Annotated in this window: 12 protein-coding genes, 1 tRNA gene and 1 pseudogene; 13 read left to right on the top strand and 1 reads right to left on the bottom strand. The window is 34.1% G+C overall.

Features of this window, described 5'->3' with window-relative positions; all coding sequences use genetic code 11:
* Positions 1–57: 57 nt before the first annotated feature.
* A complete protein-coding gene (locus KCG49_RS10460) occupies positions 58–1,446 on the top strand; it encodes a M28 family peptidase (RefSeq protein WP_218546356.1) in 1,389 nt (462 codons plus the stop codon).
* Between the two features lie 3 nt (positions 1,447–1,449).
* On the opposite strand, the gene KCG49_RS10455 is transcribed toward KCG49_RS10460, so the two are convergent.
* A complete protein-coding gene (locus KCG49_RS10455; RefSeq protein WP_218546355.1) occupies positions 1,450–2,838 on the bottom strand; it encodes a dipeptidase in 1,389 nt (462 codons plus the stop codon).
* A gap of 210 nt (positions 2,839–3,048) precedes the next feature.
* Here KCG49_RS10455 and KCG49_RS10450 point away from each other — a divergent pair.
* The 12 genes and pseudogenes from KCG49_RS10450 to KCG49_RS10395 all read left to right on the top strand — a co-directional run bounded on the left by KCG49_RS10450 (position 3,049) and on the right by KCG49_RS10395 (position 20,841).
* Positions 3,049–3,130, top strand: a tRNA-Leu gene (locus KCG49_RS10450).
* A gap of 218 nt (positions 3,131–3,348) precedes the next feature.
* Entirely contained in the window at positions 3,349–4,929 is a 1,581-nt protein-coding gene (locus tag KCG49_RS10445; RefSeq protein WP_203255976.1) for a hypothetical protein, read from the top strand.
* On the top strand, positions 4,926–6,611 hold the full coding sequence (locus tag KCG49_RS10440; protein ID WP_203255975.1) for a hypothetical protein: 1,686 nt from the start codon (positions 4,926–4,928) through the stop codon (positions 6,609–6,611). Before KCG49_RS10445 ends, KCG49_RS10440 begins: the two co-directional genes overlap by 4 nt.
* A 4-nt stretch (positions 6,612–6,615) precedes the next feature.
* Positions 6,616–7,718: pseudogene (locus KCG49_RS10435) on the top strand (DUF4238 domain-containing protein).
* Between the two features lie 89 nt (positions 7,719–7,807).
* The gene (locus KCG49_RS10430; protein WP_203255973.1) at positions 7,808–8,221 is read left to right on the top strand and encodes an HYC_CC_PP family protein; all 414 of its coding nucleotides are present in this window, start codon (positions 7,808–7,810) and stop codon (positions 8,219–8,221) included.
* 108 nt (positions 8,222–8,329) lie between these two features.
* A complete protein-coding gene (locus KCG49_RS10425) occupies positions 8,330–12,070 on the top strand; it encodes an efflux RND transporter permease subunit (protein ID WP_218546354.1) in 3,741 nt (1,246 codons plus the stop codon).
* Positions 12,067–13,302 carry a TolC family protein gene (locus KCG49_RS10420; RefSeq protein ID WP_218546353.1) on the top strand — a complete coding sequence of 412 codons (1,236 nt, stop codon included), beginning with the start codon at positions 12,067–12,069 and terminating at the stop codon, positions 13,300–13,302. The genes KCG49_RS10425 and KCG49_RS10420 overlap by 4 nt, the downstream gene beginning before the upstream one ends.
* Before the next feature lie 3 nt (positions 13,303–13,305).
* The gene (locus KCG49_RS10415; RefSeq protein WP_218546351.1) at positions 13,306–15,573 is read left to right on the top strand and encodes a multicopper oxidase domain-containing protein; all 2,268 of its coding nucleotides are present in this window, start codon (positions 13,306–13,308) and stop codon (positions 15,571–15,573) included.
* Positions 15,574–15,587: 14 nt separating this feature from the next.
* Positions 15,588–18,083 carry a heavy metal translocating P-type ATPase gene (locus KCG49_RS10410; protein ID WP_218546350.1) on the top strand — a complete coding sequence of 832 codons (2,496 nt, stop codon included), beginning with the start codon at positions 15,588–15,590 and terminating at the stop codon, positions 18,081–18,083.
* 19 nt (positions 18,084–18,102) lie between these two features.
* Positions 18,103–18,597: a DUF305 domain-containing protein gene (locus tag KCG49_RS10405; protein WP_218546348.1), complete on the top strand. Its 495-nt coding sequence runs from the start codon at positions 18,103–18,105 to the stop codon at positions 18,595–18,597.
* Positions 18,587–20,365 (top strand): efflux RND transporter periplasmic adaptor subunit, encoded by a 1,779-nt coding sequence (locus tag KCG49_RS10400; RefSeq protein ID WP_218546347.1) that lies wholly within the window; start codon positions 18,587–18,589, stop codon positions 20,363–20,365. Before KCG49_RS10405 ends, KCG49_RS10400 begins: the two co-directional genes overlap by 11 nt.
* Positions 20,366–20,400: 35 nt before the next feature.
* Positions 20,401–20,841, top strand: a complete 441-nt coding sequence (locus tag KCG49_RS10395) for a heavy-metal-associated domain-containing protein (RefSeq protein WP_218546345.1) — start codon at positions 20,401–20,403, stop codon at positions 20,839–20,841.
* Positions 20,842–20,859 lie beyond the last annotated feature (18 nt).

The raw sequence follows: 20,859 nt of genomic DNA, 5'->3' as shown, positions 1-20,859 counted from the left end.
AGTTAAGTCTGAAATTTCAATGGACTCACTCTTATCTTAAATAATTACCTTTACAAAATGAAAAAGATTTTACTTTCTGTATCATCTGTTTTAGCAGTTCTTGGTTTTTCGTACGCACAATCAGTTGAAGATTTAATGAACCAAATCAGCAATGCTAATTTACAAACAGGTGTTGCTCAACTTTCTGGTGAACAGACTGCCATGATTAATGGAACGATGCAAACTATAACCAGTCGTGTGCAGAGTAATAATGATTTGGCAGCTAATTACATTAAAGAACGATTAGAAGCCTTACCAAATCTTACTGTTGAATTTCAAAATTTTAATACTTCAGGAAAAAATGTTATCGCCACAAAAGTTGGAAAAACCAATCCAGATAACATTTATATCGTATGTGCACATAACGATTCTGTAACTACATTTTGTGCAGATGATAATGCAACAGGCGTTTCTGCAGTTTTAGAAGTAGCAAGAGTTTTGTCCAGCCAATGTATTGATAATACCATTGTTTATGCACTTTGGGATGAAGAGGAAATCGGTTTATTGGGAGCTAATTTCTATGCACAGCAAGCAGCAGACGAAACTAATGGAAATACTAGAGACAATATTCTAGGTGTTATCAATATGGATATGATAGGTTACGATGGTGATGCTCCGGGAACTGCTGGTGACAATGAGTTTGATATTGATGTAAGGGACATCGCAAATTCTGTAGCCATAAAGGATGACCTAATCGATATCCTAAATACATACACGTTCGATTTAAGCGAGATTGTGGTTAATCCGGGTACTACGGCAAGCGATCACTCACGTTTTTGGAATCAAGGCTATTCTGCCGTATTGATAGGTGAATCTTGGGAAACTAATGACCAAACCCCAGATTACCATACCTCAGACGATAGGGTTGACGATATTGATTTTCAATATATGACGGAGTTAACCAAATTAGTTACAGCATATATGGCAATTAAAGCAGGTTTACTTGCTGTAGATAACACGATTGCCCAATCGCAAACTGAATTAGTTTCTAACGAAACTTCTGGAGCTTACCAATGGTATAATTGCGATACAGATTCTGAGATTCCAGGTGAAACCAACCAAGTATTTACGCCAATAACAACTGGTAATTATGCGGTTGAGGTCAGCAATGGGACATGTACAGAAATGAGTAGCTGCATTAGTTTTTCCGTACTGTCCACAGAAGAGTTTTTAAAAGATGAAATAAGCCTATTCCCCAATCCGGTTATCTCTAAATTAAAAATTGAAAACTTTACTGAAACCGAATTGAACATTACTATAAATGATATTTTAGGCAAAGTAATTGACAAACAAAGTTCCCTAAAGCGTCATATCAAAATTGAATTCGATAATGTGCCTTCGGGAGTCTATTTTGTTACTCTAAAGTCTGAAACCAAGTCTTCGACTTATAAAATCGTAAAAGATTAAATCTTACTTTTTTAATTCTGTAAAATACTTATAGAACCATGGAATCGTTTCTATGCCTTTGAGGTAATTCCAAATTCCAAAATGTTCATTTGGCGAGTGGATGGCATCACTGTCTAAGCCAAAGCCCATTAAAATGGTTTTGCTTTCAAGCTCTTGTTCAAAAAGCGATACAATAGGAATACTGCCACCGCTTCGTTGCGGTATTGGCGTTTTGCCAAAGGTTTGCTCGTAAGCTTTTGATGCAGCTTGGTAGCCAATACTGTCTATTGGGGTCACATAGCCTTGTCCTCCATGATGAGGGGTTACTTTTACCTTAACGCCTTTTGGTGCAATAGTTTCAAAATGTGTTTTGAACAATTCTGTAATCTCTTCCCAATCTTGGTGTGGTACCAAACGCATAGAGATTTTAGCATAAGCTTTGCTGGCTATAACGGTTTTAGCACCTTCTCCTATATAACCTCCCCAAATTCCATTAACGTCTAATGTTGGTCTGATAGCGTTGCGCTCATTTGTGGTGTAGCCTTTCTCTCCATAAACCGCATCAATGTCTAGGGCTTCTTTATAGGCATCTAGAGAAAATGGAGCTTTCGCCATTTCGGCACGTTCAGCATTAGATAAATTTTCGACTTTATCGTAAAATCCCGGAATAGTAATTTGGTTATTCTCATCGTGGAGCGATGCAATCATCTTAGTTAAAACATTTATTGGGTTTGCCACTGCGCCACCGTAAAGACCAGAATGCAAATCGCGGTTTGGCCCAGTAACCTCAACTTCAACATAGCTTAAACCTCTCAGCCCAGTTGTAATCGATGGAACATCCTTAGCAATCATTCCTGTATCAGAAATTAGGATGACATCATTTTTAAGCTTCTCTCTGTTGTTGGCTACAAAAACGCCTAGATTTTCACTTCCAACTTCTTCTTCCCCCTCAATCATAAATTTAACATTACAAGGCAGCTCGTTGTGGGTCGTCATATATTCAAGAGCCTTGACGTGCATATACATTTGCCCTTTGTCATCACATGCTCCACGAGCAAAAATAGCACCATCTGGATGCAAGTCCGTGTTTTGTATTACAGGCTCAAAAGGTGGAGAGTTCCAAAGATCTAATGGATCTGGTGGTTGTACATCATAATGGCCATATACCAAAACAGTAGGCAGATTTTCGTCTATAATTTTTTCGCCATATACTATAGGATAACCATCGGTTTCACAGATTTCTACATGGTCACAGCCTGCTTTTTTTAGACGGGTTTTAATCACTTCAGCAGTTTTTAAAACATCAGCTTTGTAAGCTGAGTCCGCACTTATCGATGGAATTTTTAAAAGTTCAATGAGTTCATCTAAAAAGCGTTGTTTGTTTACTTTGATATAGGAATTTATATTTTGCATGATAGGATTTGATTTCTAACAAAAATAAGAAAAACTAACCTGAATATTTCTTGATTAATTGCTGTTTGAATATTGAAACTATTGTTTATATTTGCATCCCATTTTATAATGGATAGTAGCAGTTTAACTGCTAAATGCAGGCGTGGTGGAATTGGTAGACACGCTAGACTTAGGATTTAACCTAATTATTAGTGTTAAAAAAAATAAAATGCAGGCGTGGTGGAATTGGTAGACACGTTAGACTTAGGATCTAATGCCGCGAGGTGTGCGAGTTCGAGTCTCGCCGCCTGTACAAAAGTCGAAGAGAAATCTTCGGCTTTTTTTATTTAAAATAAGCTCGGAAAAATGTTTGGGTACAACATAGGTACAACATTTTGTTTCTTTTTGTCCATTTAATAGTATTTGATATAGTTTGATTTCTTTTGGTAGAATGGAAAAAAACTTTGTTACTCTTTTTCAGAACGGTATCAATTCTTTTTTAACTTTAGTCAAAATTATAACCCTTTTCATTTGCAATTTCTACAAGACTTATTAGACAATAAAGAGCCTTCCAATCGATGGCAAGATTATAGAACCTTTTGTGACAATATTAAAAATGTTGATATAGACCTTTATGTTAAGGCACTACCAGAATTGCTTAAAAACTTAAAAAGTAACTATCCTGTAAGAAATCTTCAAATAGCCATTACTCGCGAAGCAAAAGAGGATGCTTCTTTTGGTAAAGAAATTTATTTAAAAACACTTGAAACGAAAAATCCTGATTCGTATTTTACATTAATGGATATTCTATCCGGATTATATCATTCAGACCAAAAGTTTTCAATAGATGAAATTAAACGCCTAATCGAAGATGATAACATAAGCTTAAATGAAATAGGAATAAAATCTATCGTCAAAATTGATTTGATAGCGAAAACAACACCAAAAACATTTGTGAGCTGGATTGAGAAACAATTCAATAGTATTATTAATAATAAGACTCTTAAGGAGTTATGGCCATCAGTTTTCTTTACCATTAGAAATAAAAGAAATGAATTAAAAAATACAGATAAAATTATAGATAAGCTATCAAGTATTAAGACTATTGAAATTCAATTAGAGCTCATTTACTTTTTGGATTACAATATAGATTTAGGTAACGAAATACACCTCTTTAAAAAATATCTTCCATTGTTGCTTCACATTGATATAGAACATGCAGGAGCGTATAATCAATTGGCTTATCGATTGGAAAATGTGGCTAAAACCAATTTAGATTTGGTAGTTGGTTTTATTACAGATTGGGTAGGGATAAGTCCAAAAAATGCTAGAAAAATAGAATATTTCAGCCATTTGCTGAATACACTTTGCGATGATTTTTATTCAGATTTCCAAAAGCTATATACAAATTGGTTAAATAAAGACAATCCAAATTTTCATATTGCCATTTTTGAAATGAATAGTGCTAGATATATGAGAGATTTATCAGGATTGACGGTTTCAGAAGTTCTAATAAAGGACTTTTCAGATTACGATATTGAATATATCACGTACAAAATACTTGCCTATGTTTATGATAAAGACACCTCTTTATCTTTGATATATTCCATACTCGAACAAAAAGTAGACAATAAAGAGGTTGTAATTTTCTTAGCTGATTTATTTATTAACCACTTAATTTTTAATTATTATTCAACTATTGAGTTTTTAAATTTAAAAAAGAAGACTGCCAATAGAAAACTTAAAAAAATAATAAAAGATATTGTTGATGAAGGGGAAGATAAATACAAGGCGTATTCAGATCTAGAAAACCTAAAAGAGTTTGCGCCTTCAGAGAGAAGAATGATATATTATAATAAAATACAGAATAGAAAATTTAATAAATCCTATAAAGAGAGTGAGTCAGAAAGTTCATCATTTTTAAGTATGATTACGAATATCAATTACAGAACGGGAAAGTCTACATTTTCAAAATACCAAGGCAAATACACCGAAAAGATGACACCAGCACTTATTTCGCATAGTGGCGAAATGCCAAGAGGCGAATTTATAGACCCCATAGGTCAAGCAACAGAACGGTTACTATGGCAAAATTTTAAAAGAAGGCAATGAGATTTTTACTGAGTGAATATATTAATCTTTTAAAAGAAGATAAAGAACTTGATGTGTTGCTGACTGATCTGCTAGTTGGAATGAAATTTACAACTATCTCAAAGCCAATGAAAGGTCGTCAATTTGGTGTAGATATTTCAGCTGTAGGTATTGATCCAGAAGATGGTATTAAGAAGGTGTTTTTGTTCGCTGTAAAACAAGGTAATCTAACAAGAACCACTTGGGATGGAGATGTCAACGCCATACGCTCAACTCTAAACCAAATTAAAGACACGTTTATTCCAACATCACTTACAAATCGTTTAAAAAAACTTCCTAAAAAAATAATAGTTTGTACTAATGGTGTTATAAATCAAAATGTTTTAGTTGATTGGACACAATATATCGACCAGAATACTACAGATGCTGTTGAATATGATTTTTGGGGTACAGGCGAAATAACTGCAATGCTTGACGACTATCTTGTTAGTGAAAAACTATTTCCACAAGAATATCAATCATTATTAAGAAAGTCTTTGGCATTTTTAGATTTACCAGATTATGATTTATCACATTTCTATACGCTGATTCAAAAAATTTTAGACAAACAACCCAAACAAAAAAGACAAATATTAAAAAAGTTAAGACTGGTACGATTATGCCTTAACATTATATATAAATGGTCTCAAGACAATAATAATTTGAAACCTTCAATTTATGCAAGTGAACGATGTTTGTTACTAAGCTGGCACTTTATGCAAGAAGGTAATCATTTGGAGAAAAATTTTGTAAGACAGGAATTTTACAAAATCCATTCTTTAAAAAGAAATATAGGTGTCTATTATTTTAACAAAGTTGCTAAACATTACAAAACAGAGCACAGTATATATAAATACAGCAGAAATAGTCTAGAGTACAGTCTTAATGTTTGGGAAGAAATAGGAATTATAGCAACAATAGGGTTAACGGAAATACAAGAGTTTAGAATCCATTATAGAGAAGGTAATGAAGAGCATGCTCAAACATATTACCAAAGCGCTCTTTCAATTAGTAACGGATTATGTTTGTTTATAAAAAACAATCCACCTTCAAAATATCCAGAATACGATGTGCATAGTATTGAAATAGCTTTAGCACTTAACTTAATGAATTTTACAAGAAACTTTAACCCAGCCAAAAAATGGATTTCTGAAATGACTTTAGGTTTTAATAACAGATATAAAATAAATAAGTTTTTCCCATTGTTTAGAAAAAGTTATGATAAGCTGGTGGATATTCATAATGGAGATGAAGAATGTGAAATTCAGTCTTCAATGATAGTTCTTATATTGGCAGAATACACTTTAGTTTTAAAGGATGAAGACCTATATCAGTTTGTCCGCAAGATCCCTACTGAACTTTTTCCAGATTTGAACTTGCAAATATGGTTTCCACTTGAAGAAATGGAAAATAAAATATGTGTTCAGGATTATAGTCGTGGCGAAGGAACACTAAAACATTCTGTAACAATATACGAGAATGTAGAAGAGTACAAAAAAGAAATGGTATCAGAAATGGAACTCTTCGGACCAGAAAAGGACTTTAAAATTTTTAAGCATAGTTTCGATATTGTTGCTCACGTTGCAAGTAGGCACTACAAAAGCCAGCCTTTTCCTTTAACGTGGCGAGTTTTAATGAAACAAGAAGTCTCAACAAAAGAATAGAATAATGTCAAATCCAATAAAGCAACATTATATACCACGTTCATATTTAAAGAACTTTGCAGTTGAAGGAAGAAAAAGAAATCATTTTGTCGATGTTTATAAAATGGACAATGATATGCTTTTAGAGCAAATAAGCACAAAAGATATTTGTTTGAAAAAAACATTTATACAATTCCTGCCGAATCAGATGAAGTAAAATACGCCTTAGAAAAACATTATGCTGAAAATGTTGATAGCGAGTTTCCAAAAATATATAAATTACTTGTTGATGAAAAGGTATTGACAGTTAGTCAAGAGCAAAAAATTCAAATACTATATGTATGTCTATCATTATATTTTCGTACACCAAGAATTTTAAATCTTCAAAAAGGTATGAATAAACAAATCTTTGATAGGGCAGCTCATACAGCAAATGAACATGGTTTGATAAAAATGAATTTATTTGGAGAGAAAATGGAATTTCATATTGATGAAATAGAGGAGGTTAAAAAACAGTACGATGAACGTTCAAGAACTGCCTTCTTAGTTAACCATCTTGAACAATGGGGAAACTTTGTTAAATACAAATACGATTGTACAATAAATGTAATTAAAATAGAAGATTCAAATGCGCCAATAATTACTTGCGATAATCCAGTTTCAATTAGGCATTTTGAAACTAATAAATTTCAAGGTTTATATGATCCCAAAGCAGTTATTACTTTACCCTTGGATCGTTCACATTATTTAGAGATTCATCCTAATGATTACGCAGATGGACAAACGAGAATTAATAGACTTACTCAAGACAGAGACTATGTATTTACAACAAATGGAGTTACACAACAGAATGCTGAAAACTTATTAGTAGCATACAAAGGAGATATTGATAAACATTTTGATATTCAAAACCATTATGAAAACCCAGAAAATGGAGAAGAGTTTTTGAAAAAAGCTAAATATAGGGCAGAGCAAGCCCTCGTTTTATTTGATGTTTTAAAGAAAAAAGGGTTTGTTTCAAAAGAGTTTATAGGTAAACTTAAAGAACTTTTAGAACATCCATATTGTAAAGACGATATCCAAATGTTGAAGTACAAAAAGGTGCTATCAAAAATGGGTAAGTGGTAAATTGATTATTTGTTTTTTGCAGTTTTATATCTAAACTTCTGTTAAACAAAATTTAGGAGTTGTTAAAATTTTATACCTTTGTACTCAATATGAAACAAGTATTCCATAAAGCAATGTCTTTGGCAATGGCTTTTGTAGTGTTACTCTCTACAATGTCATTTACGCTCAGTATGCATTATTGTGGAGATACTTTGGTAGAAACTGCTATGTTCCATAAAGCTGAAGGATGCGGAATGGAAATGGATAATCCTTCAACTGAAGGTTGTTCTATTACAAAAAAGAATTGTTGTAATGATGAACAATTGGTAGTTGATGGTCAAGACGAACTACAATTACAAGTTGACAAAATTTCTTTTGAACAACAAGTATTCATCGCTTCATTTGTTTATACTTATATTAACCTTTTTGAAGGTTTAGATAACAATGTATCTTCTTTTGAAGAATACAAACCGCCACTCGTCATAAGGCAACTCTACAAAATTGACGAGACGTATTTAATTTGATTTTTAAACAATAGACTGATTTATCCTATGAATTTATGTCATAAGGATAATTTGCTGTATTCGGTGTTTTTCTAACGCCAATGTCTAACTGTTTAATAATCAAAGCCAATGCTAAATAAAAGCATCAAATTTTTAATAGAAAATAAACTCGTAGCAGTTCTGTTACTCGTCCTTTTTGTAGGATGGGGAACTGTAAACGCACCTTTTAATTGGGATACAGGATTTTTGCCAAGCAACCCTGTAGCGGTTGATGCCATCCCAGATATCGGAGAAAATCAACAAATTGTATTTACAAAGTGGGATGGTCGTTCGCCACAAGATATAGAAGACCAAATCACTTATCCATTAACCACATCCTTGTTAGGTATTCCTGGAGTAAAAACCATTCGTAGTTCGTCTATGTTCGGCTTTTCAAGTATCTATATCATTTTTGAAGAAGACATAGAATTTTACTGGAGTAGAAGTCGTATTCTCGAAAAACTAAACTCATTACCAAGTGGTTTATTACCTGAAGGTGTTAATCCTGCTTTGGGACCAGATGCAACAGGATTAGGACAAATATTTTGGTACACACTTGAAGGACGTGATGAAAACGGAAACGTAACTGGTGGTTGGGATTTACAAGAGCTACGAAGTATTCAAGATTACTATGTTAAATATGCACTATCCTCTGCAAGTGGTGTTTCTGAAGTAGCTTCAATTGGTGGTTATGTTCAGGAATATCAAGTAGATGTTAATCCAGAATTGATGCGTCAATATAATATTGGATTACATCACGTTGTAAAAGCAGTTAAGGAAAGTAATAAAGACATTGGTGCACAAACTATTGAAATCAATAATGCAGAATATTTAGTACGTGGTTTAGGTTATGTAAAGTCTATTTCAGACATAGAAAATGCAGTCGTTACTTCCGAAGATTATACAGCAATACGAATTAAAGACATTGGAAAAGTATCATTAGGTCCAGCAACACGACGTGGTTTATTAGATAAAGAAGGTGCGGAAGTTGTAGGTGCTGTTGTCGTGGCGCGATATGGCGCAAACCCAATGGAAGTAATCAATAATGTAAAAGAGAAAATTAACGAATTAAGTGCAGGATTACCTTCAAAAGTATTAGCAGATGGTAGAACATCACAAGTAACCATTGTACCATTTTACGATAGAACCGTATTAATTCAAGAAACATTAGGTACACTTAACGAGGCATTGACTTTAGAAATACTTATTACCATTTTGGTTATTATCATTATGGTATTTAATCTTCGAGCTTCAGTATTAATTTCTGGATTATTGCCTGTTGCGGTTTTAATGGTTTTTATAGCTATGAAGTTCTTTGGAGTAGATGCAAACATTGTCGCTTTATCAGGTATTGCAATTGCTATTGGAACAATGGTCGATGTTGGTGTTATACTTTCAGAAAACATTATAAGGCATTTAGATGAAGATGATGGAACACAATCTATTAATACAGTAGTTTATAATGCGACAGCAGAAGTTTCAGGTGCTATTGTAACCGCAGTAATGACAACCATCATCAGTTTCATTCCTGTATTTACAATGATTGGTGCAGAAGGAAAACTATTTAGACCGTTAGCATTTACTAAAACCTTTGCATTAACAGCTTCTATAATTGTAGCCTTGTTTTTAATTCCGCCATTTGCAGCATTTTTATTCAGAAAGAAAAGTATTAAAACCACTTTTAAATATGGTTTAAATGGTGTTTTAATAGCTTTAGGAATCATAGCAATAGTATATGGGTATTGGTTAGGATTGATTTTGATAGCTTTCGGAATTACAGCACTTCTCAATCTTCAAAATAAGATAACGGACAAACAAACTAATCTTGTCAATATCATTATTTCAGCATCTGCGATAGTATTCCTTTTAGCAGAATATTGGAGACCATTAGGCGTTGATAAAAGCATCTTTTGGAATCTCATTTTTGTAAGTGTTATATGCTTTGGTTTATTAGGTGTTTTTTCACTATTCATAAAATTCTACACACGTATTTTAAGGTGGTGTTTAGATAATAAATTATTGTTTCTATCTGTGCCAACAGCTATTGTAATTGCAGGGTTTTTCATTATGAAGAACACAGGCAAGGAGTTTATGCCATCCTTAAATGAAGGCTCATTTCTACTAATGCCAACCTCAATGCCTCATTCTGGCGTAGAAGAAAACAAACGAGTTTTACAACAATTAGATATGGCAGTAGCCAGTATTCCAGAAATTGAAACAGTTGTTGGTAAAGCAGGAAGAACAGAATCAGCTTTAGACCCAGCACCACTATCAATGTACGAGAATATCATTCAGTATAAATCAGAATATTTGCTGAATGCAGATGGAGAACGGCAACGCTACAAAGTAAATGGTGATGGTTTGTTTGAATTAAAAGATGGTCGATTAATTCATAACGAAAATATAGCTGTCAGTTCAAGCGCAGTTGAGAACAAAGCGATTATCAAGTCAACTTTATTAAATATCCAAAGCTCTCAACTAATCGAAGATGATGATGGCGAATACTACCGTAATTGGCGACCAGAAATCCAATCACCAGACGATATTTGGAATGAAATTGTAAGAGTTACCAAATTACCAGGTGTTACGTCAGCACCAAAGCTACAACCTATTGAAACAAGATTGGTAATGCTTCAAACAGGAATGCGAGCACCTATGGGAATTAAAGTAAAAGGTCAAGACTTAAAGCAAATTGAAGCGTTTGGAGTACAATTAGAAAACATCATCAAGGAAGCTGAAGGTGTTAAAAAAGAAGCTGTTTTTGCAGACCGTATCGTTGGTAAACCCTATTTGTTAATTGATATTGATAGAGATAAAATTGCACGTTATGGCATTTCTATACAAGATGTTCAAGATGTATTAAAAGTCGCAGTTGGCGGTATGGTATTAACCCAAACAGTCGAAGGTCGAGAGCGATATGGTGTTCGAGTACGATACCCAAGAGAATTACGAGCAAACCCAACAGACTTACAACAGATTTATGTGCCAGTTGAAAAAGGCAGTCCTGTTCCATTAAGCGAATTGGCAACTATTCGCTACGAACAAGGTCCACAAGTCATTAAAAGTGAAGACACCTTTTTAGTAGGTTATGTCTTGTTTGATAAATTAGATGGTTTTGCAGAAGTAAGCGTTGTTGAAAATGCACAAGCATTGATTCAAGAAAAGATAGCTTCTGGTAAATTGGTAGTTCCAAAAGGTATCAATTATGCGTTCACAGGAACTTACGAAAATCAGTTACGAGCAGAAAAAACACTATCTGTTGTTGTGCCATTAGCATTGGCAATTATCTTTTTAATACTGTATTTCCAATTCCGTTCTGTGGCAACCTCATTAATGGTGTTTACTGGTATTGCAGTAGCATTTGCAGGTGGGTTTGTAATGATATGGCTCTATGGTCAAGATTGGTTTTTAAACTTCAGTTTCTTTGGCGAAAATTTGCGAGACTTATTTCAGATGCATCCCATTAATTTAAGTGTAGCGGTTTGGGTTGGGTTTATTGCACTCTTTGGTATTGCAACAGATGATGGTGTAGTAATGGCAACGTATTTAACGCAAACTTTTGATAGAAATACACCAGAGAATAAAAAGGAAATTAGAGCGTCCATAGTAGAAGCAGGAGAAAAACGTATCAGACCTTGTTTAATGACTACAGCTACAACCATTTTAGCATTATTACCAGTATTAACCTCTACAGGACGAGGAAGCGATATTATGATTCCGATGGCAATACCAAGTTTTGGTGGAATGCTTATAGCCTTAATAACCTTATTTGTAGTTCCAGTATTATACAGCTGGAAATCCGAAGTTCAACTTAAAAGAACTGTAAAATGAAACAGATAAAATCATACATAAAAACAGTCTTTATTCTTTGTTCGTTATTCTTTGTTCTCAAAGGAAATGCACAACAATTAGAAGTGCTCATAGATGAAGCCTTAACAAACAATCCAGAAATTCAAAAATTCGAGTTACAATACAAAAGAGCTTCCGAAAAAGTAAACGAGGTCAACACCATTCCTAATACCGAATTTAGTGTAGGTTACTTTGTAAGTGAGCCGGAAACACGAACAGGAGCACAACGCTTTAAAGTATCGGCTAAACAAATGTTACCGTGGTTCGGAACCATTACATCGAGAGAAAATTATGTGAGTTCATTGGCAGATGCTAAATACGAGGACATTGTTATCGCAAAGCGAAAACTAATGGCTTCGGTATCACAATCCTATTATAATCTATACGCCAACAAAGCAAAGCAAGAGGTTTTAACTGAAAACATCAAACTATTAGAAACTTACGAAACATTAGCAATAACATCTGTTGAGGTTGATAAAGCATCCGCTGTAGATGTATTGCGATTACAAATGCGTCAAAATGAAATGCAACAATTAAAAGATGTTTTAAGTCAACAGTTTTTAGCAGAACAAACTAATTTGAATAAGCTTTTAAATAGGGAAAATGATATTGCTGTTACTGTGGTAGAGAGCTTAATGATGCCTTCAGAAGACTTTGAAATTAATTCTGAAAATTTAGCATTACATCCTGAACTATTGAAGTATGATAAACTCTATCAGTCCATAGAACAATCAGAATTACTAAACCAAAAAGAAAGTAGTCCTATGATTGGTTTTGGCTTGGACTATATCAATGTTTCAGAAAGACCAGATATGAATTTCTCGGATAACGGTAAAGATATTGTAATGCCTATGGTTTCGGTGTCAATCCCAATTTTTAATAAAAAATATAAATCCCAAACCAAGCAAAATGAGTTAGAACAGCAAGAAATAACAGCTCAAAAACAGGAACGTTTAAACACTTTGGAAACGCTTTTAAGTAAAGCGATTAATGAACGTATTTCTGCAAGAATAAGTTATGCAACGCAAACCAAGAACTTAAAACAAGCCAAAGATGCTGAAGACATTTTAATCAAAAGCTACGAAACAGGAACGATAGATTTTAATGATGTTTTGGATATTCAGGAATTGCAACTAAAGTTTCAAATGAACCAAATAGAATCTGTGAAGACCTACTATGTTCAGAGTACTATAATTAATTATTTAATTCAGTAAACAATGAAAACATTAAACACAATACTTCTTTTATTCCTAACGTCAATCGCATTTGCCCAAGTAGGGACTAATGGAGATGATAGAAACGAAGAAGGAAGAAATATAAAAGAGTATAACCTCACTATAGAAGAAAATGAAATCACACTTGCTGGTGTAACAGCAAAAGGTATGACTATCAACGGTATTATTCCCGGACCAGTTTTGGAATTTAATGAAGGAGACCTTGCCATAATTAATGTTACAAACAAAATGGATGAAGAAACCTCGGTACATTGGCACGGACTGATACTTCCCAATTTTTATGATGGTGTGCCCTATTTAACCACGCCACCAATAAAGCCTGGTACAACATTTCAGTATAGAATTCCTATCAACCAATCGGGTACGTATTGGTATCATTCTCACACGATGTTGCAAGAGCAAAAAGGAGTTTATGGCTCTATAGTCATTCACCCCAAAGAAAAGACGTTGGACTATGATAAGGATTTAGTCGTAGTCCTTTCCGATTGGACAAATGAAGAACCAATGAATGTACTACGAAGCCTTAAACGTGGAAACGAATGGTATCAGGTTAAAAAAGGGACAGCAGTACCATTAAGCAGAGTTATAAAAGAAGGTGCATTAGGCGCACAATTCAAATTTTGGCGCGATAGAATGGAAGGCGCAGATATTGCAGACATTTATTATCCTGCTTTTCTGTCTAATGGTAAAAAAATGGCGGAATATCCAGAGTTTAAACCTGGAGAAAAAATAAGGCTGCGTTTTATCAATGCATCTGCTTCATCTTATTATTGGGTGGATTTTGGTGGTGGTAACCCGATGATAGTTGCAAGTGATGGTGTGGATGTAACACCAGAATATAAAAACCGATTTCTTTTTGCTATTGCCGAAACCTATGATGTGATTGTAACCATTCCAGAAGGTACATTAGAAATAACCGCAACAGCACAAGATGGTTCTGGTGATACGTCCATTCACTTGGGTAGCGGAAAATTATATCCAGCAACTGTAATAGACAGGCCAGACAAGGTGGCGATGATGAAGCAAATGGCAAAAATGGATATGAAGATGGGTGCACCTGCTTTAGTGGGAAATAAAAACAGAAACACACCAGTAGTCCTAATGCAGAAATATGGAATGAAGATGAATATAAAAGACGGACAGATGAAGATGAAGAATGAAATGAAAAAGGATGTGATGCCAATGAATCATAAGATGTCTATGATGCAAAAGGACACCAGTTCGTTTAATTATGATACACGTAAAACTTATTTCAATTATGATTTTTTAAAGGCAAAGGAAAACACCACTTTTAAGACAGATGCGCCAGTAAATGAAATTCTACTTAATCTAACTGGTAATATGCAACGATATGTTTGGAGTATGAATGGTACACCATTGTCCGAAACAGACAAGATTAAAATTAAAAGTGATGAGGTTACAAGAATCACCTTAAATAATCTGACAATGATGCATCACCCAATGCACTTGCACGGTCATTATTTTAGAGTGATTAATGAAAATGGAGAGCGTTCGCCATTAAAGCATACGGTTAACGTACCACCAATGCAAAAAATGGTCATCGAATTTTATAATGAAGAATATGGTGACTGGTTCTTTCATTGCCACATTTTATATCATATGATGGGTGGTATGGCAAGAGTATTTAGTTATGATACACCACGAGATGAAAGGATGAAGCCTTATCCAGTACAAAACCTAATTGACGAGACAGACCATTATTATTCTTGGGGAATGGCTCGAACAGGTTCAAACTTTAATGAACTTTTTTTAACTACAAGTAATATAAGAAATGAATTTGGTTTAAGAGCAGAGTTAGATTATGACAAAAATCTTGAAGCTGAAGTTAACTACAATAGATACCTCAATGATTGGGTTCGTCTATATGTAGGTGTAAATACCGAAACCGAAATTCCAAATTCCTACGATGAGTTTAATACCGTAGGGTTGGTTGGTATAAAATATTTTACGCCCTATAGATTTAATGTAGACTTGAGTATGGACCACCAATTGCGCCCAAGAATACGACTGGACAGGGAATTATTGATTTTCCCAAGAATTTTCTTGGAAGGAGAATACGAATATAGAGCTGACTTTGGCTGGGTCAATGATTTAGAAAATAACACATCTTATGAAAGTGAAACCCAATGGTTAGTTGGAGCGTCGTACATCTTATCCCGTAACTTTTCAATTCAAGGAAATTATAACAACCGATATGGTTGGGGTGGAGGACTTTCAATTAGATTTTAAATAAAAACAAAACTATGAAACACACATATCACATACACGGAATGACTTGCAACGGTTGTCGTACTCACGTAGAAGAAACACTTTCTAAAGTGGAAGGTGTTTCAAAAGCAACAGTCAATTTAGAAAAGGCAGAAGCTACAATCGAAATGGCATCTCATATTCCAATAGAAACCTTTCAAAAAGCCTTAAAAAATGATGGAGGTAGATACAGTATTCATAAACAAGGAGAACATCATCACATAGTAGAAAAGGAAAAACAACCAAAGCAAAAAGGCACAGGTACATTTTATTGTCCTATGCATTGCGAAGGCGATAAAACTTATGATAAAGCAGGAGATTGCCCAGTCTGCGGCATGGATTTGGTAGAAGAACAAAATCTAACAACAGCTACAACAGAACAATGGACGTGTCCTATGCACCCAGAAGTTGTAAAAGATGAAGCAGGTTCGTGTCCTATTTGCGGTATGGATTTAGTACCAATGCAACCTGACCTTTCAGCAGAAGAAAAGACCTATAAAAAATTATTAAAGAAGTTTTGGATAGCTTCCGTTTTCACTTTACCAATTTTTATAATCGCAATGAGCGAAATGCTTAATAACAATCCATTGTACGATATAATGGAACAGAAATATTGGAATTGGATTCAGTTTGCACTATCCATTCCAGTTGTATTTTATGCGACTTGGATGTTCTTTGAACGTGCTTATAGAAGTATAAAAACGTGGAATCTCAATATGTTTACCCTAATTGGGATTGGTGCAGGTGTGGCTTGGTTATTTAGTGTGTTTGGGATGTTATTTCCAGATGTATTTCCTGAACAATTTAAAACTGAATCAGGTGCAGTACACGTCTATTTTGAAGCAGCAACGGTTATTCTAACCTTGGTGCTTTTAGGACAGTTGTTAGAAGCTCGTGCGCATAGTAAAACCAATTCGGCAGTAAAAGAGTTACTAAAGTTAGCACCTAATAAAGCCATAAAAATGGTAGATGGTGAAGAAGTTGAAGTCAGTATAGATAAGATAGAATTAAATGATATTCTAAAAGTAAAACCAGGTGATAAAATTCCTGTGGACGGTGTAATAACTGAAGGCGAAACAACCATTGATGAATCTATGATTACGGGAGAACCTATTCCTGTAAACAAATCTCAAGATGATAAAGTAAGTAGCGGAACAATTAATGGGAATCAATCATTCTTGATGAAAGCGGAAAAAGTAGGAAGTGATACGTTACTCTCACAAATCATTCATATGGTTAATGATGCCAGTAGAAGTCGCGCACCTATTCAAAATTTAGCAGATAAGGTATCAGGTTATTTTGTGCCAGTTGTAGTTCTTATTTCTATTATCACATTTATTGTTTGGGCAATTTGGGGTCCAGAACCAGTTTATGTGTATGCGTTTGTGAATGCAATAGCAGTACTAATTATTGCGTGTCCTTGTGCTTTAGGTTTAGCAACACCAATGTCTGTAATGGTTGGTGTGGGCAAAGGTGCTCAAAATGGTGTATTGATTAAAAATGCAGAAGCTCTTGAAAAAATGGATAAGGTAAATACACTTATAGTTGATAAAACTGGAACTATTACAGAAGGAAAACCAACGGTAGAAACAATAGGAGCTTTTAGTGATACTTTAAACAAAAATGAGCTACTTCAATACATCGTTTCATTAAATACCAATAGTGAACATCCTTTGGCAGAAGCGACAGTTAAATATGGAAAAGAACATAACGCTGAAATAATAAAATCTGAAAACTTTAGTGCTGTCACAGGAAAAGGTGTTGAAGCGATAATAAATGATAAAAAAATAGCATTAGGAAATCCTAAAATGATGGAATATGCCAAAGCAGATATTACTTCTAAAATGAAATACGAAGCTAAATCTTACCAAAAACAAGGTAAGACAGTTTCTTATTTGTCGATAGATAAAACCGTTGTTGGCTATGTAGTTATTGGAGATAAAATAAAAGAAACAAGTGCCAAAGCAATTAAAACACTTCAAGATAAAGGCATTGATGTTATAATGCTTACAGGCGATAATCACGATACAGCACAAGCTGTATCATCAGAATTGAATCTCGCAGATTTTAAAGCCAGTATGCTACCAGAAGATAAACTCAAAGAAGTAGAGAAACTGCAAGAAAAGGGCAAAGTAGTTGCTATGGCAGGTGATGGTATTAATGATGCACCAGCATTAGCAAAAAGTGATGTAGGTATTGCAATGGGTACAGGAACAGATGTGGCGATAGAAAGTGCAATGATAACGTTAGTAAAAGGCGATTTACACGGAATAGTAAAGGCTAAAAATTTAAGTCATTCCGTAATGAAGAATATTAAGCAGAATCTATTTTTTGCACTTATTTATAACACATTAGGAGTACCTATTGCAGCAGGTGTGTTGTTTCCATTCTTCGGAATACTACTCTCGCCAATGATAGCTGCGTTAGCAATGAGTTTTAGCTCTGTTTCGGTTATAGGTAATGCACTACGATTAAGAACAATTAAAGTTTAACCATTAAAATCAAAATATTATGAACACACAAGAACACACAAACAACGATAATAAAGGTATGAGCAATTACACTAAATTCTTTTTGATGTTAGGCTCATCATTTGTTGCAATGTATATCACAATGTACTTAAATACTTATGAATTTGACCACGTATGGTTTAGTCTAACACGATTTTATATGGTCTGTTTAGGTATTGCAGCTATGGCCTTAATTATGTTTTTCTTTATGAAGAATATGTACAAGAATAAAAGGAAAAATTTGGGTATTGTATTAGGTAGCATCATCCTTTTCCTTGGTGCTTTAGGTTTAGTACGTGACCAAAAATCAACCGTAGGTGATGTACTTTGGATGAAGGGTATGATACCACATCATTCCATAGCAATTCTAACAAGCGAAAGAGCAGATATAAAAGACCCAGAAGTTAAACAATTAGCAGAGGATATTATTAAAGCACAGAAAAAGGAAATAGAAGAAATGAAAGCAATGATAAAACGATTAGAAAATGAAAAATAATAAAATAGTCATATACATAGGTTTATTGGCAGTAGGTTTGCTCTTGGGTTGGTTCCTATTTGGTGGTTCATCAAAAGAAGAAACAGAGCATAATCACGACAAGGTTTCAGAAACCAATCAAATGTGGACGTGTTCTATGCATCCACAAATTATGCAACCAGAATCAGGTGATTGTCCTATTTGTGGAATGGATTTAATTCCTGCCGAAAGTGGAAGTGATGGCCTGTTAGCAGACCAATTCAAATTAACCGAAAATGCGATGGCTTTAGCCAATATTCAAACAACTGTTGTAGGCAAAGGTAATGTTGATGGCAACACCCTTAAATTATCTGGTAAAATTGCTGAAAATGAAGAAGCAAACGCAGTACAAGTCAGTTATTTTTCCGGTAGAATAGAACGTTTGAATGTTAGTTTTACAGGCGAAGAAGTTCGTAAAGGTCAATTATTAGCAACCATTTATTCGCCAGAATTGTATGCAGCACAGCAAGAGTTAATTACAGCATCATCTTTAAAGGAATCCCAACCTGAATTATATAAGGCAGTTCGTAATAAATTGAAGTTGTGGAAGCTATCGGAAAGTCAAATCAATCAGATTGAAGAAGCCCAAAAAGTAAAAGAAAACTTTCCAGTTTATGCAACCGTTTCAGGAACAGTTACCGAAAAATTAGTAGAACAAGGCGACTACATCAAACAAGGTCAACCATTGCTTAAAATTGCAAATCTCAATACGGTTTGGGCAAACTTTGATGTCTATGAAAATCAAATAGATGTATTTAAAAAGGGACAAGAAGTTTTAGTGACTACAAACGCTTATGCTAATAAGGAATTTAAAGGGAAAGTAGATTTCATTGAACCAATATTAAATACCAAAACAAGAACAGTAACCTTACGTGTGGTGCTTAATAATAAAAACGATGTATTTAAACCAGGAATGTTTGTAACCGCCAATATTGAACAAGTTTCAAGAAGTAATGATGAGGTATTAACAATCCCAGCATCTGCTATACTTTGGACAGGTGAACGTTCTGTGGTTTATTTAAAAACCAATCCAGACCAAACCGTTTTTGAAATGCGTGAAGTTGTTTTAGGTAATCAAATTGGTAATGAATATGAAGTTTTAGAAGGATTATTTGTTGGAAATGAAATCGTAACTAACGGAACTTTTACGGTTGATGCAGCAGCTCAATTACAAGGCAAAAAATCAATGATGAATAAAGATGGTGGCAAAGTAATGACTGGTCACGAAGGACATTTAGGAATGGATAATAAGACATCAAAAAAAGAAAGTGACCATACTAATATGAACCAAAGATTGACAGTATCAGAGAAATTCCAAGAACAATTAAAAGTTGTTTTCAATGACTATATCAATTTAAAAGATGCTTTAGTTAAAGAAGATTCAAAAATTACTTCAGTTAATGCAACAAGTTTATTAGAAAATTTAGCTAAAGTTGATATGAAATTATTATCAGACAATAATGCTCACGCACATTGGATGTCATTAGTAAAAGAAATACAATCTTCTGCAACAGCTATTTCTAAAACGTCAGATATAAAAGGACAAAGAGACCACTTCAAACATCTATCATCACACTTAATAAATGCTGTACAACTGTTTGGTGTTAATGAAAAAGTGTATGTGGAATTTTGTCCAATGGCAGATAATAACAATGGCGCATACTGGTTGAGTAAAGAAGAAAAAGTAATCAATCCATATTTTGGTGAAGCAATGCTAACCTGTGGAGAAGTAAAACAAGTAATAGAATAATAATAAATCAAATAATAACAATTAAATTTTAAACAATGAAGAAAGTAATTTTAAGTGTAGTTGCAATAGCAGCATTAGGTTTAACAAGTTGTAAAAACGAAACTAAAAAAGTTGAAGATACTACGACAACAGAAGTGTCAAAAGAAATCGCAATGACGGATTTATCTTTTGGAGTAAGAGGAAATTGTGGTATGTGTAAAAGTACCATTGAAAAAGCAGCCAATAGTGTTGAAGGTGTTGCAAGTGCCAATTGGGATGTCGATAAAAAGAAGATTGATGTTTCTTTTGATGATTCAAAAACAGATGCTATGACAATTCACAAAGCTATTTCAGCTTCAGGTTACGATACCGAAAAAGTTGCAGGAAGTGTAGAAGCTTATGATGGTTTACCAGGTTGTTGTCAATACGACCACGAAATGATGATGAATCAGTCAGGTGAAATGAAATCGGAAGACCATTCAAATCACGACCATTAAGCCAATAATTTAAGAGTC

The organism is Winogradskyella luteola (assembly GCF_019203985.1).
Lineage (GTDB): Bacteria > Bacteroidota > Bacteroidia > Flavobacteriales > Flavobacteriaceae > Winogradskyella > Winogradskyella luteola.
This window is presented reverse-complemented; position numbering and strand designations above follow the sequence as displayed.